Here is a 14597-nt window from a genome sequence, read left to right as displayed (position 1 = left end):
CATCATTCCCGAATGAAGGGAATGATGATGCGGCAATGGCTGGCCACGGCCTGACCGATCGACAGTGCGCCATCGCGCGGCCCTGATCCGAACTGGGACAGGCCTGCGCCCTGCGCCTGGCGTGCCGGGTCCAGCGTGAACAGGATGCCCTGACCTGCCTCGCGCGGCTTGGGACTGGCGCGCCAGATGCGCGTCGCGACCGGCTGGTTCATCACCTGCTGCGCAAGATCACCGGCGGCGCACCAGTAATCCGTGTCGGTCCGGCCCGCCTCGAACGGGACCGCGATATCGGTCGCGTCGACCTGACGGGCCTCCATGCCATTGCGGGCGGTGAAGGCATGGGCGGGCAAAGGCAGCGCGAGCAGCGCCATCAGGATGATCCGCATGATGGCCTCATCGTTTCTTTGAGGGATACGTTCAAACGGACCAGACCGGCATCGGGTTCCTTATCCAATGCCCCATGCGCATGAGAAAGCCCCCCGGCAGCACGCTGCGGGGGGCCGTCATGTCTTGCCGATCGATCAGGATCACATCCCGGCTTGAGCCTCGGCGCTTTCCTGCTGGACGACCGCGCCGGCGGTCGAGATGTCGCGGCCCGCACCTTGCACGGTTTCGCAGGCGGCCAGCGTCATCATGGCCAGAACGGCGGTCAGGCCCAGGATCTTCTTCTGCATCGCTCAGTCTCCTTGTGGATAAGCATCTGGGCTTGCAACGCAATATCGGCGCATCGGTTCCGTCTAAAACGGCACGCCAGCGTAAAGGGCCACATTGGCATAGGGGGTGCATTCCCCGGTCCGCACGATCGCGCGGGCGTGTCGCGACGCCGCCTTGAAGTCGTCATGCGACAGCATGGTGACCGGTCCGATGTCGCGTCGCGCGAATTCGGCCTGCAGGTCGGGGGCGGCTTCGGTCGCCATCGCCGAACGTTCGACGACCAGTTCGGCCAGCACCACGTCCAGCACATCGAAGACGCCCGGAATGCCGCGGGTCAGGGCCAGGTCGATGACCCGGACGCCGGCGGGCACGGGCAGCCCGGCATCGCCGATCACCAGCATGTCGCCATGGCCGAAGGCGGCGATCAGCCCGGACAGTTCGGCATGCAGCAAGGTCGTGCGTTTCATCGGTTCCTCTCAGTTCTCGGGCAGGGTTTCGGCCAGATAGGCCATCATGTTGCCCCCCATGACCTTGGCGATCTGCACCTCTGACAGGCCTTGGTCAAGCAGGGCCTGGGTCAGTGCAGAAAGATGGGCGGCGTCGAACGGCGTGTCGACCGACCCGTCCCAGTCCGAGCCGAGCGAGACGTGGTCGTCTCCGGCGACCTCGATCGCGGCTGCGATGGCCTGGGCCACGTCGGTGGGCGTCGATCCGCAGACCACGTCCGACCAGAACCCGACGCCGATGATCCCGCCCGCCTGCGCGATGTCCGCGACCAGATCGTCGGGCAGGTTGCGGGGGCTGGGGCAATGGCGGGTGATGCCGGTATGGGACAGGACCGGCCGCGCGCCCGGAATGGCCAGCACGTCGCGCACCATCTGCGGGCTGGCATGGGTCACGTCGATGATCATGCCGCGCGCGAGCATCGCGTCCGCCACCTGACGCCCGAAATCGGACAGGCCCGCGCCGGTGCCGCCCTCTCCGTGCAGACTGCCGCCCAGCTCGTTGTCGAAGAAATGCGTCAGCCCCATCAACCGAAAGCCCGCGTCATAGAGCACGTTCAGATTGGCCGGATCGCCCTCCAGAGGGTGACCGCCTTCCGATCCCAGCACCGCGCCCAGCACCTGCGCGCCTGCCTGCCGCCGCGCCAGATGGTCGGCCAGATCGGCGCGGCTGCGGATCACCCGCAGCCGGTCAGGTGCGCGATCCGCGGCGTCCTGCAACGCCTGCGCCTGCACCAGCGCCCGTTCGCGCAACGAGAACCAGCTGCGCGGCGGGCGCAGCTGTCCGATGAACAGGGGCGTGATGTTGTCGCCGGTATCGGTGGCGTTGTAATCATAGTTCTGGCCGCGGGGGCTTTTCGTAACGGTGGTGAAGACCTGCACCGCCATGTTCCCGTCCAGCAGGCGCGGAACGTCGGTATGACCCCGCTCCGCGCGGTCCAGCAGGTCGCGGTCCCACAACAACGCATCGGAATGCCAGTCGCCGATCACCAGCCGGTCATGCAGGGCCTGCGCCTCTGCCGTGACCGGCCAGCCTTCTGCCGGCATGGTGACGGGGTTCATCCCGCGTTCGACATAGGCCGGGGCGAAGGTTAGAAACCCCGCCACGCCCATTGCCAGGACCGCACCCGTCCCCAGCAGCACCCGTTTCCACATGGCTCCTCCGATCCGTCGCGCACAGTCTAGCGCGACGGACCGGGGACGCCAGACGGGATCACGCCTCCAGCGCCTCCAGCTGGTCGATCAGGCTCTCGATCATGGACAGGCCCTTGTCCCAGAAGGCCGGGTCGGACGCATCCAGGCCGAACGGTGCCAGCAATTCGCGGTGATGCTTGGAGCCGCCGGCCTTCAGCAGGTCGAAATACTTGTCCTGAAAGTCCGGCAGGCCGTCCTCGTAGGCGGCATAGAGCGCGTTCACCAGCCCGTCGCCGAAGGCATAGGCATAGACATAGAAGGGCGAATGCACGAAATGCGGGACATAGGTCCAGAACGTCTCGTATCCCGGCATGTATTCGAAGACCGGGCCCAGGCTTTCATGCTGGACGGCCATCCACAGCGCGTTGATGTCGTCGGGGGTCAGCTCTCCCTCGGCGCGGGCGGCGTGCAGGCGGCATTCGAAATCATAGAACGCGATCTGACGGACGACCGTGTTGATCATGTCCTCGACCTTGCCCGCCAGCAGGGCCTTCTTCTGCGCGGGGTCGATGGTCTTGGCCAGCAGCGCGCGGAAGGTAAGCATCTCTCCGAAGACGGACGCGGTTTCCGCCAGGGTCAGCGGCGTCGAGGACAGCAGCTCCCCCTGACGGGCGGCCAGACGTTGGTGGACGCCGTGGCCCAGTTCGTGCGCCAAGGTCATCACGTCGCGCGGTTTGCCCAGATAGTTCAGCAGGATATAGGGATGCGCGGTCGAGACGGTCGGGTGCGCGAACGCGCCCGGCGCCTTGCCCGGCTTGACGCCCGCGTCGATCCAGCCCCTGTCGAAGAACGGCTCGGCCAGTTCGGCCAGTTCCGGCGAAAAGCCGGCATAGGCGTCCAGGACCGTCGACCGCGCCTCGGGCCAGTCGATCACGCGGGGCGCGTCGGTCGGCAGCGGCGCGTTCCGGTCCCAGACCTGCAGCTTGTCCAGCCCCAGCCATTTCGCCTTCAGCGCGTAATAGCGGTGCGACAGGCGGGGATAGGCGGCGGTGACGGCATTGCGCAGCGCCTCGACCACCTCGGGTTCGACATGGTTCGACAGGTGACGGCCGTATTGCGGCGTGGGCATCTTGCGCCACTTGTCCTCGATCGCCATTTCCTTGGCCAGCGTGTTGTGGATGCGCGTGAACAGCCCGACATTCGCGGTGAAGACCTTGGCCAGCGCATGGGCGGCGGCCTCGCGGCGTGCCCGGTCGTGGTCGGTCAGCAGGTTCAGCGTGGCCTCCAGGCCCAGGGTCTCTCCGTCTACGTCGAAGGTCAGGGCGGCGGTCGTCTCGTCGAACAGGCGGTTCCATGCGGCGGCGCCGACGACCGAAGTGTCGTGCAGGAACTGCTCCAGCTCGTCCGACAGTTGGTGGGGCCGCATCGCGCGCATCCGGTCGAAGACCGGCTTGTAGCGGGCAGGGCCGTCGGCGGCGGTGAACATGGATTCGTAGGTCGCATCGGGGATGCGGTTGAACTCCAGCGAGAAGAAGATGATCGGCGTCGTCAGATCGGTGATGCGCGCCTGCAGGTCGCCCATCTGCTTGGCACGGACCGGGTCGGTGGTGTTCTGGTAATAGCGCAGCCCGATATAGGACATGACGCGCCCGGCCAGGATATTGATTTGCTCGAACGCCTCGACCGCCTGCAGCATCTGCGCGGGCGCCAGGTCGGCCAGCTTGCCCTGGTATTCGGCGGCAAAGGCCTGCGCGTGCGTCTCGATGCGCGCGATGTCCGCGGTCAGTTCGGGGCTGTCGGGGGCGGTATAGAGGTCGCTGAGATCCCATTCGGGCAGGGTGCCGAAATCGCCCTTGGCGCGCGCCGGATCGGTTGCATCGAAGACGGTGTTGCCTGCCATGGTGGGTCCTTTCAAAATGCTTCGGCGTCAGATGTGGACCCTGCCGGGCAGCGCCGCAAGGGGCGCGCCGTCACAGGGCCGTAAAGGCCCCGGCATGGACGACGGCGCTGCCCCGGGGCAGACTGCCGTGGATCTGCAGGCCAGGCCCCGCATAGGGGGATGCCAGATCCGCGGGGACGAAACCCGATCCGGCATAGATGACGGGATCGCCCAGGACAACGACCGGCCCCGTCGCGGCGCGCAGTGCGGCATCGATCAGCGCCCGACCGATGCCGCGCCGCTGCATGGCCGGATGGACGGCCAGCGGTGCCAAGGCGAATGCCGGTTCCGCCGCCTGCAGGGATGACAGGGCGACAAGGCCGACCGGCACGCCTTCGACATGGGCCACCAGCGCGTGGGACAGATCGCCATCGGCCCGCAGCGCGCGCAGCAGGCGGGCCTCGGCCGGGCCATCGAATGCGCGTACCAGCAGGGTGTCCAGGGCTGCGTGATCCGACGGGACCTCGGGCCGGATCATGACCTGCGCGGCGTGGCGATGGAAATCGCGGCCCATGTCGCGGCTGCGCAGGCCCCAGGGGCTGGATGCCGTGCGGGCCTGATGCGCCGCGAACGCGTCCTCATCAGCAAAGACCTCTGACAGAGTCCAGACCATCGGGTCGTCGGATTGCGCGATGTCAAAGCGCAGGCATCCCGGCTCGGCGCGGCTGGCATCGGCATGATCCTGCAGCAGGTCCAGCGCGGTCAGCATTTGTGCCGTGTCGTGACAGATCAGGCGTCCGTGCAGGGCGACGGGGGCAGGCGACAGGGGCACCGGCGTGCCCGAAGGGTCCAGGGCGGGGGTATGGGCATGGCCGCAGGCGCAATCCATCGGCAGGTCCTTTCGCTGATCGGCGGGCAGCGTGGCGGCACGGCAGCTCCGCGTCAAGCGGCTCAGACCGGATCGCCCGCATCCAGGCGGTCCAGGAAGGCGGCCGCGTCGCTGCGGATCTGGCGGCGCTTGTCGGCGTCCATCCGGTCCCAGGTCGCATAAGCGCGCCCGATGCGGGGGTTCGACTGGAACCGGTCGCGATGACGCACCATGAAATCCCAATAGAGCACGTTGAACGGGCATGCGCCGTGCCCGGTCTTCTGCGTCACCTTGTAGGCGCATCCGCCGCAATAATCCGACATTTTGGCGATGTAGTTGCCAGAACTGACATAGGGCTTCGACCCGACCACGCCGCCATCCGCGAACTGGCTCATCCCGATAACGTTGGGTGCCTCGACCCATTCATAGGCATCGACATAGACGGCCAGATACCATTCATGGACCTGCGCCGGATCGATCCCCGCCAGCAGGGCGAAGTTGCCCGTCACCATCAGCCGCTGGATATGATGCGCATAGGCGTGATCGCGCGTCTGTCCCACCGCCTGCGCCATGCAGTTCATCCGCGTGGGCGCACCCCAATAGACCGGTGGCAGGTCGCGGTCATGCCCCAGCACGTTGCGCGCGGTATAGTCCGGCCCTTCCAGAAAATAGATGCCGCGCATGTATTCGCGCCAGCCGATGATCTGGCGGATGAAGCCTTCGGCCGAATTCAGGCGGACCTTGCCCGCGGCATGGGCGTCGGCGGCGGCCCGGCTTACCTCCATCGGGGACAGTAGGCCCGCGTTGATATAGGGCGACAGGATCGAATGATGCAGGAACGGATCGTCCTGCAACATCGCGTCCTGATAGGGGCCGAACTCGTCCAGCGAATGCTCGATGAAATGCGCCAGTACCTGCAGCGCGCCGGCCCGGTCGGTGGCATAGCCAAAGGGCCGCAGACGGCCGAAATTGTCGGGAAACCGCGCCTCGACCAGATCTAGAACCTGGACGGTCACCGTGTCCGGTGCGAACCGGGGCGGGAGGATGCGCAGCAGGTCGGCCTGGGCGGGCTTGCGGTTGTCGTGGTCGAAGTTCCACTTGCCGCCCATCGGCTGGTCACCCTCCATCAGCAACCCGGTCTTGCGACGCATCTCGCGATAGAACCACTCCATCCGCAATTCCTTGCGGCCGTCGGCCCAGGCTTCGAATTCGGGCTGGCTGCAGATGAAGCGGTCGTCGGGCAGTTGCGTGACGGGCACGGGCAGGTCGTCCAGCGCGGCGATCAGGCGCCATTCCCCGGACCGCGTGGCGATCACGCGCTCGGCGCCATGTGCCGCGGCATGGCGCAGCAGCTCTCCGGGAATGGACTGGGTGTTGTGGGGATCGTCCAGCGTCGCGTAGGCGACACGGTGGCCTGCCTCGCGCAGACGGTCCGCGAACTTGCGCATCGCGGCGAACAGGAAGGCGATCTTCTGCGGGTGGTGGGGGACATAGCTGGCCTCGGACATCACCTCGGCCATGACGATCAGATCGTCGGGGCGTGCCTCGCGCAGCGCTGACAGGTCAGGCGACAGCTGGTCGCCCAGCACCAGGATCAGACGCATTCCACACCCCCAGAATGACAAGGACGCGCAGGTTGCCCTGCGCGTTCCCGACATGTCATGCGACGCGGTGCCGCGTCATTCCCACTCGATCGTGCCCGGCGGCTTGGACGTGATGTCATAGGTGCAACGGTTGATGCCCTTGACCTCGTTGATGATCCGCGTCGCGGTCTCGCCCAGGAAATCGTGGGTGAAGGGATAATAGTCCGCCGTCATCCCGTCGACCGACGTCACGGCCCGCAGCGCGCAGGCGAAATCATAGGTCCGCCCGTCGCCCATGACGCCCACCGTGCGCACGGGCAGGATCGCCACGAAGGCCTGCCAGATCTCGTCGTACAGACCGTGCTTGCGGATCTGGTCGATGAAGACCGCGTCGGCCTTGCGCAGGATCTCCAGCTTTTCGCGGGTGATCTCTCCGGGGCACCGAATTGCAAGGCCAGGGCCGGGGAAGGGGTGGCGGCCGATGAAGCTCTCGGGCAGGCCCAGTTCGCGGCCCAGCTCGCGGACTTCGTCCTTGAACAGTTCGCGCAGGGGTTCCACCAGCTTCAGGCCCATCTTCTCGGGCAGGCCGCCGACGTTGTGGTGCGACTTGATCGTGACCGACGGGCCGCCGCTGAAGCTGACGCTCTCGATCACGTCCGGGTACAGCGTCCCCTGCGCCAGGAAATCGGCGCCCTCGATCTGGCTGGCGTATTTCTGGAACACGTTGATGAACAGCCGACCGATGGTCTTGCGCTTGACCTCTGGGTCGCTGACGCCTTCCAGCGATCCCAGGAACAGGTCGGCCTCGTTCGCATGGATCAGCGGGATGTTGTAGTTGTCGCGGAACATCTTGACGACGTCCTCGCCCTCGTTCAGCCGCAGCAACCCGTGATCGACGAAGACGCAGGTCAGCTGGTCGCCGATCGCCTCGTGGATCAGGACCGCCGCCACCGACGAATCCACGCCGCCCGACAGGCCGCAGATGACCTTGCGGTCGCCCACGGTCTCGCGGATCTTGCGGATCGCCTCGTCCTTGTAGCTGGCCATGGTCCAGTCGCCGGTAAAGCCCGCCAGCCGGACGAAGTTCTCCAGCATGGTGCGGCCGTTCGGCGTGTGATGCACCTCGGGGTGGAACTGGACGGCATAGAAATGGCGCCCCTCGTCCGCGATCATCGCCATGGGCGCGTTGGGCGAGGTGCCGATGACCTCGAAGCCCGGCGCAAGGCTGGTGACGCGGTCGCCATGGCTCATCCAGACCTCTTCGCGGCCCGTGTCGAACAGGCCGGCAAAGATGCCGTCGGACTTGTGGCCCGGCGCGGGCGCGATGAAGGCGCGGCCGTATTCGGCGTGGTGCCCGGCCTCGACCCGGCCGCCCAGCTGCTCCATCATGACCTGCTGGCCATAGCAGATGCCAAAGACGGGCACGCCCATGTCGAACACGGCCTGGGGCGCGCGCGGGCTGCCGTCGGTCGTGACGCTGGCGGGGCCGCCCGACAGGATGATCGCCTGCGGCGCCATCTGGCGCAGCGTGTCGTCGGTCACCGTGTTGAACGGGTGGATTTCGCAATAGACGTTCAGTTCACGCAGGCGACGCGCGATCAGCTGCGTCACCTGGCTGCCGAAGTCGATGATCAGAAGGCGCTGGTGCTGGGTCATGGGTGCGCTTTAAGCGCGGTTTCAGCACCTTGCAAGCATTTCGGCGCCGCGGCGGGCGGGAACCGACGAAACCCGCGCGCGTTCGGGGTCAATCACCCCGATCCGTGCAAAAGGTATGTCCCGATGAAGCGTTTGTCCCTTGCCGCCACCTGCGTTCTGGCCCTGTCTGCCTGCCAGATGCCGATTCCCGGCCTGACGGCCCCGCATGCCCCCGCCGATCAGGCGCTGGCCACAGAATGCCGCGGAGAGGTCGACGCGGGGCTGCGCCTGTCCGCCGCCGTCAACGCCGCCCGTGCGGCCGAGGGCAAGAACGCGCTGGCCAGCAGTGCGGAACTGGACCGCATCGCACTGGCCCATGCCTGCGACATGGCACGGATGGGCCGCGCGGACGTGGCCGGGTCGAACGGGTCGAACGTCGTCGACCGCGCGCGGTCCGTGGGCTATCCGACCTGCGGCGTGGTCCAGCTGGTCGGCGCCGGCGGCACGCCCGAAGGAACGGTCAACGCGTGGCTTGTCCCCGGCCCGCAGCGGGAACAGGTCCTGGGACAGCTCAGCTATCAAATCGGCAGCGGAGTCGTGCGCGGCGCGGACGGGCGGCTGTGGCACAGCACGGTCCTGGGCAACAACTGCCGCTGAACGGACAAGGGGCGCGGTGTGATCCGCGCCCCTCTCCCATGTTGCCCTATTTTTCGGGCAGCAGGCCCCGTGGCGCAAAGCGCAGCACCAGCAGCAGCACCGCCCCCATCGCGATGAAGCGCATGTGCGGCGCGCTGTCCAGCAGGTGCGCCTTGACCGGCCCGTCGGCCATCGGCCCGGTCAGCATCGCGATCAGGGCAGGGCCCCAGACCTCGGCCTTGATCCACAGGAACCAGATGGTGACGGCCCCCAGCACTGCACCCCAGTTGTTGCCGGACCCGCCAACGATCACCATCACCCAGATCAGGAAGGTATAGCGCAGCGGGTTATAGCTGGTCGGCGCCAAAAGCCCGTCCAGCGTCACCATCATCGCGCCCGCGACCCCAATGACCGCCGACCCCAGGATGAACACCTGCAGGTGGCGGCGGGTCACGTCCTTGCCCATCGCCTCGGCCGCGGTCTCGTTGTCGCGGATGGCGCGCATCATGCGGCCCCAGGGCGATTTCAGCGCCAGTTCGGCCAGCAGGATGATGACCAGCAGCACGACCAGGAACAGCGACATGTAGGACAGCTTGACCCAGATGCCCGACGCCTCGGCCGCGGGGAAGCCCCAGCTGGCGGCAAAGTCGACGAAATCCGGGTTGCGCTGCAGGGCCACCTCCTGCGCGACGGGGCGCGGGATCGAGGTGATGTTCTTGACCCCGCGGGCCAGCCAGTCCTCGTTCTTCATCACGGCCACGATGATCTCGCCGATGCCAAGCGTGGCGATGGCCAGGTAATCGGACCGCAGGCCCAGGGCGACCTTGCCGATGGCCCAGGCCGCAGCGGCCGCGAACAGGCCGCCCACCACCCAAGACAGCAGCACCGGCAGGCCAAGGCCGCCGATATTGCCGTTGCGGGCCGGGTTGTTCGCCTCGATCGCGATGACAGCGGGATCGAACAGCCAGCGATAGGCGACAAAGCCGCCGATCAGCACGACCGCGGTCAGGATGCCGCTGCGGGTGCGCGTCCAGGCCAGCTTGGCCATGGCCAGCGTTCCCACGCCCACGGCCAGCGCCAGCATCAGCCGCGTGCCACCCGCGGCCCATGCTCCTTCGACCGGGGGCAGCGACACCAGGACGGGGGCCAGAGCGCCCATCGCCAGAAAGCCCACCACGCCCACGTTGAAGAGGCCCGCATAGCCCCACTGCATGTTGACGCCCAGGGCGGTGATCGCGGACAGCAGCCCCATGTTCAGAATCGCCAGCGACGTGTTCCAGCTGCCCGAGAACATGCTGTTCCGGACCGTGCCCTCCAGCACGAACAGGATGGCCAGCACCGCGAACAGGATTGGCGCGCGCCAGGGGCTGGCGGATGTCGCGGCTTGACGGTTGGTTGCCATGATCTTTTTCCCTCAGACCGATTTGCCGCGGAACAGGCCGGTGGGCCTGAACAGCAGGACGACGATCAGGATCACGAAGCTGACCGCGAATTTGTATTCCGTGCCCAGAAGCTGCATCAGCCCGCCGGGTTCGTACCAAGGCGCCAGATAGCCCACGACCTTTACCCACGGATAGGTCACCGCCACCTCGGAGAACGCGACCAGGAACCCGCCCGCGATGGCGCCAAGCGGATTGCCCAGGCCCCCGACGATCGCGGCAGCAAAGATCGGCAGCAGGATCTGGAAATAGTTGAAGGCCTTGAATGACTTGTCCAACCCGTAAAGCGTGCCCGCGATGGTCGCCAGCGCGGCCGCGATGATCCAGGTCAGGCGCACGACGCGTTCCGGGTCAATGCCCGACAGCAGGGCCAGATCCTCGTTGTCGGAATAGGCGCGCATGGCCTTGCCCGACTTCGTGCGGTTCAGGAACCAGAACAGCGCGATCATCACGATCAGCGCCACCCCCACGGTCAGTGCCTGGGTCGAGCGCAGCGCCAGGCCTTCCTCCAGCCCGGTCATCTCGCGGAAATCGCGGACCGCGATCAGGAAGCGCGCGCCGTCGTCAAAGCGGATCTCGTCCACGCCGATCAGGATGCGGGTCAGGCCGTTCATCACGAACATCACGCCGACCGATGCCATCACCAGGATGATCGGCGCGGCCTTCTGCCGGCGATAGAATTTATAGACTGCGCGGTCGGTGCCCAGCACCAGCAGCGCCGTCAGCGCGATGCCAAGAGGAAGGGCGATCAGCGCCGTGGGCAGCGGGCCCGCGCTGATGCCCAGGGATTGCAGCCCCCAGGTCAGCAGGATCACGATGCCCGTGCCAAAGGCCATGGTGTCGCCATGCGCGAAGTTCGAAAACCGCAGGATGCCATAGATCAGCGTGACGCCCAGGGCGCCGAGCGCCAGCTGCGCGCCATAGGCGGCGGCCGGGATGAAGACGAAGTTCAGAAAGACCACGAGGGCGTTCAGGATATCCACGGCTCAGCCCCCCAGGAAGGTGCGACGCACCTCGTCGTTCTGCATCAGGTCGGCCCCGGTGCCGGTATGGGCGTTCGCGCCCTGCACCAGCACATAGGCCTTGTCGGCGATCATCATCGCCTGGCGTGCGTTCTGTTCGACCATCAGCACGGGCAGCCCGCCCCGCGCGATGGCGATGATGCGGTCGAACAGCTCGTCCATGACAATGGGGCTGACGCCCGCGGTGGGTTCGTCCAGCATCAGCACCTTGGGTCGGGTCATCAGCGCGCGACCGACGGCGACCTGCTGGCGTTGCCCGCCCGACAGCTCTCCCGCGGCTTGGCGGCGCTTGGCGGCGACGGCGGGGAACAGGTCATAGACCTGCTCCATCGTCGCGCGGATATCGTCGCGGCGGATATAGGCGCCCATCTCCAGGTTCTCCTCGACCGTCATGGACGGGAAGATGTTGTTGACCTGCGGGACGAACCCCATGCCCGCCTTGACCCGGTCCTGGGGGTTCAGCGCGGTGATGTCCTGACCGTTCAACCGCACCGATCCCTGGCGCAGGTTCAACATGCCGAATATGGCCTTCATGGCCGTGGATTTGCCCGCGCCGTTGGGGCCGACGATCACCGCGATCTGGCCCTGTTCGACCGCGATGGTGCAGTCGTGCAGGATGTCGGCGCCTTTGCCGTACCCGCCGGTCATCGCCTCGCCGATCAGGAAGGGATCGCCCGCGCGACCGGCGCCCACCGGTCCGGACCGCCGTGTGCCGTCGATCTGGCCCATCCCCTTGATGTTCACCACCGAGGCGTCGCGGTTGCCGCGATTGCCAAAGCCTGCGTCGCTCATGCGCCCACCATGTCCTTGTTCTTCAGGCCGGTGCCCAGATAGGCCTCGATCACCGCCTCGTTCTTCATGATGTCTTGGGCGCTGCCCTTGGCAAGAACCTTGCCCTCGGCCATCACGATCACCGGGTCGCACAGCTTGCCGATGAAATCCATGTCATGCTCGATCACGCAGAAGGTATAGCCGCGTTCCTTGTTCAGACGGATGATCGCGTCGGCGATGGTCATCAGCAGGGTGCGGTTCACGCCCGCGCCGACCTCGTCCAGGAAGACGATCTTGGCGTCGACCATCATTGTGCGGCCCAGCTCCAGCAGCTTCTTCTGGCCGCCGGACAGGTTGCCGGCCTTCTCATGGGTCAGGTGGCGGATGGTCAGGAAGTCCAGAACCTCATCCGCCTTGCGCTTCAGTTCGGCCTCCTCGCGCTCGATCCGGCCGCGCTGGAACCAGGTCTTCCAGATCGTCTCTCCGGATTGCGCGCCGGGGACCATCATCAGGTTCTCGCGCACGGTCATCGAGCTGAACTCATGCGCCAGCTGGAAGGTGCGCAGCAGGCCCTTGTGAAACAGCTCGTGCGGCGGCAGGCCGCTGATGTCCTCGCCGTCCATGAAGACGCGACCCGAGGTCGGGGGCAGCACACCCGCGATCACGTTGAACAGCGTCGACTTGCCCGCGCCGTTCGGCCCGATCAGCCCGGTGATCGAGCCGGTCTCGATCGTCAGGCTGGCGCCGTCCACGGCGCGAAAGCCGCCGAAATGTCTGTGAAGATCCTCGACACGGATCATGCGTCACCTTCCCTGTCTTCACATTCCTGGTGAAGATGTGCCGTCAAGCGGCTGTTATCTTTGCAAAACGGCCCGGCACCAAGATGGTGCCGGGCCGCCTGTTCCGGTCTGCGATCAGCGATAGCCGACCACTTCCAGCTTGCCGTCGGTGAACTGGATCTCGCGGAAGGTGCCGGCGGATTCGCCCGGACCCACCAGCTCGACCGAGGTGCCGCCGACATAATCGACGTCGCCGCCGCCGTTGATGATCTCCAGCGCCTTGGCCAATTCGCCGGGCAGAATCTCCTCGCCGGGGCCGTTGGCCACGTCCATGATGTGCTCCTTGTAGACCGCCGGGTCCGACGACTTGGCCTTGGCCATCGCCAGCAGCATCAGCGCCGCCGCGTCATAGGCCTCGGCCGAAAAGGCGCCCGAGCCGTCAAAGCCCGCGGTCTCGGCCATCGCCAGATAGGCCTCGCGGCCTTCGCCCTCGGCTGCGGGGTTCTGACCGAAGCTGCCCTCGATCTCCGACCCGAAGTTGTCCTCCAGCGCCTGGCCGACCATGCCGTCCGGGAACACGAATGTCTCGAAGGCGCCGCTGTCCAGCGCACCGCGTACGATGCCCGAGCCGCCCTGGTCGACATAGCCCACCACGACCAGCGCATCGCCGCCCGCGGCCGACAGGGCCGCGATCTCGGCCGAATAGTCGGCCTTGCCGTCGTCATGCGCGCTGTTGACGGTCACGGTGCCGCCATTGGCGGTGAAGGCCGCGGCAAAGCTGTCCGCCAGGCCCTTGCCATAGTCGTTGTTCGTGTAGGTCACGGCGACGGTTTCGATGCCGCGGTCGGCGATGATCTGGGCCATCACCTCGCCCTGGCGGGCATCCGACGGGGCGGTGCGGAAGAACAGGCCGTCATCCTCGATGTCAGTCAGCGCGGGCGAGGTGGCCGACGGAGAGATCATCACGATGCCGTTCGCCTTGGCGACGTTCTCCAGCGAGGCGATGGTCTCGCCCGAGCACATGCCGCCGATCAGACCCTTGATGCCTTCGGATGCGATCAGACGCTCCACCGTCGCGGTCGCCGCGGCGGCGTCGATGCAGGTGCTGTCGCCCGTGACCGCCACAACGGTCGACCCGTCCAGCAGGAGGCCGGAATCGCTGACCTCCTTCATGGCCATCTCGGCGCCCTGCTGCATTGCGGGTGCCATCGATTCCAGCGGACCGGTGAAGCCGAGCGAGATGCCCAGCTTGATTTCTTCGGCGCCCGCGGCACCGGCCATCAGCGCCCCGGCGGCGGTCGCGAGAAGAAGCTTTTTCATGTGGAAGTCTCCCAGTTGGAACATTGTCCTGCGCGTCAGGTTAGAAGCGCAACATTCAAAAAGAAAGTGCGTTGTCGCGCGTATTTGCATGGTCTTTGGACAGGTTGACGTGTGACGCAGGGGCAACTTTGGACCGCCTGATCGCCCCTCGCTTCAACACGGCTTTGGGGCGGTCGGCCGTCGTCGTGGTCATCCCGTTCCGAATGGTGCCAACGGCGTTTCACAGGGTGTAGGGACGTCGGACGTCATCGCCGCTGTCGCAGAGCATCCGCCTAACTTGTGCAGCGGTTACGTCCCTGAAAATGCCATGTTCGAACCTGACATCCGCACTGGTCATCCTTTCAACAATGCCCCCGATGGCGGACCAACGCGGA

At 66.3% G+C, this 14597-nt stretch carries 14 protein-coding genes; 1 reads left to right on the top strand and 13 read right to left on the bottom strand.

The window, feature by feature from the left end; genetic code table 11:
• Positions 1-2: 2 nt before the first annotated feature.
• From EOJ32_RS11335 to guaA, 8 genes are all read right to left on the bottom strand, one after another.
• Entirely contained in the window at positions 3-386 is a 384-nt protein-coding gene (locus tag EOJ32_RS11335) for a hypothetical protein (RefSeq protein WP_127898629.1), read from the bottom strand.
• A gap of 141 nt (positions 387-527) precedes the next feature.
• On the bottom strand, positions 528-674 hold the full coding sequence (locus EOJ32_RS11330) for an entericidin A/B family lipoprotein (protein WP_064503532.1): 147 nt from the start codon (positions 672-674) through the stop codon (positions 528-530).
• A gap of 63 nt (positions 675-737) precedes the next feature.
• The gene (gene rbsD / locus EOJ32_RS11325) at positions 738-1121 is read right to left on the bottom strand and encodes a D-ribose pyranase (protein WP_127898628.1); all 384 of its coding nucleotides are present in this window, start codon (positions 1119-1121) and stop codon (positions 738-740) included.
• Between the two features lie 9 nt (positions 1122-1130).
• Positions 1131-2312 (bottom strand): dipeptidase, encoded by a 1182-nt coding sequence (locus tag EOJ32_RS11320; RefSeq protein WP_127898627.1) that lies wholly within the window; start codon positions 2310-2312, stop codon positions 1131-1133.
• Between the two features lie 58 nt (positions 2313-2370).
• Positions 2371-4191 (bottom strand): M3 family oligoendopeptidase, encoded by a 1821-nt coding sequence (locus EOJ32_RS11315; protein WP_127898626.1) that lies wholly within the window; start codon positions 4189-4191, stop codon positions 2371-2373.
• A gap of 70 nt (positions 4192-4261) precedes the next feature.
• The gene (locus EOJ32_RS11310) at positions 4262-5059 is read right to left on the bottom strand and encodes a GNAT family N-acetyltransferase (protein WP_127898625.1); all 798 of its coding nucleotides are present in this window, start codon (positions 5057-5059) and stop codon (positions 4262-4264) included.
• Between the two features lie 62 nt (positions 5060-5121).
• Positions 5122-6642, bottom strand: coding sequence for a cryptochrome/photolyase family protein (locus tag EOJ32_RS11305; protein WP_127898624.1), 1521 nt, complete (start codon positions 6640-6642; stop codon positions 5122-5124).
• A gap of 75 nt (positions 6643-6717) precedes the next feature.
• Positions 6718-8277, bottom strand: coding sequence for a glutamine-hydrolyzing GMP synthase (gene guaA, locus EOJ32_RS11300; RefSeq protein WP_127898623.1), 1560 nt, complete (start codon positions 8275-8277; stop codon positions 6718-6720).
• 123 nt (positions 8278-8400) lie between these two features.
• Here guaA and EOJ32_RS11295 point away from each other — a divergent pair, with 123 nt between their 5' ends.
• Entirely contained in the window at positions 8401-8913 is a 513-nt protein-coding gene (locus EOJ32_RS11295) for a CAP domain-containing protein (protein ID WP_127898622.1), read from the top strand.
• A gap of 46 nt (positions 8914-8959) precedes the next feature.
• Here the strand turns inward: EOJ32_RS11295 and EOJ32_RS11290 are convergent, their stop codons facing one another.
• The 5 genes from EOJ32_RS11290 to EOJ32_RS11270 form a co-directional block, all read right to left on the bottom strand.
• Entirely contained in the window at positions 8960-10294 is a 1335-nt protein-coding gene (locus EOJ32_RS11290; RefSeq protein ID WP_127898621.1) for a branched-chain amino acid ABC transporter permease, read from the bottom strand.
• A 12-nt stretch (positions 10295-10306) separates the two neighbouring features.
• On the bottom strand, positions 10307-11314 hold the full coding sequence (locus EOJ32_RS11285; RefSeq protein ID WP_045981210.1) for a branched-chain amino acid ABC transporter permease: 1008 nt from the start codon (positions 11312-11314) through the stop codon (positions 10307-10309).
• 3 nt (positions 11315-11317) lie between these two features.
• Complete coding sequence (locus tag EOJ32_RS11280; RefSeq protein WP_084693643.1) at positions 11318-12145, bottom strand: ABC transporter ATP-binding protein; 828 nt, start codon at positions 12143-12145, stop codon at positions 11318-11320.
• Entirely contained in the window at positions 12142-12924 is a 783-nt protein-coding gene (locus EOJ32_RS11275) for an ABC transporter ATP-binding protein (protein ID WP_045981209.1), read from the bottom strand. Before EOJ32_RS11275 ends, EOJ32_RS11280 begins: the two co-directional genes overlap by 4 nt.
• Before the next feature lie 114 nt (positions 12925-13038).
• Entirely contained in the window at positions 13039-14223 is a 1185-nt protein-coding gene (locus EOJ32_RS11270) for an ABC transporter substrate-binding protein (protein ID WP_127898620.1), read from the bottom strand.
• Positions 14224-14597: the final 374 nt, after the last annotated feature.

Source organism: Paracoccus sp. Arc7-R13 (assembly GCF_004010775.1).
In the GTDB taxonomy this organism is placed as follows: Bacteria; Pseudomonadota; Alphaproteobacteria; order Rhodobacterales; family Rhodobacteraceae; genus Paracoccus; species Paracoccus marcusii.
The sequence above is the reverse complement of the archived record's forward strand: the minus strand, read 5'-3'. Positions and strand labels throughout refer to the sequence as shown.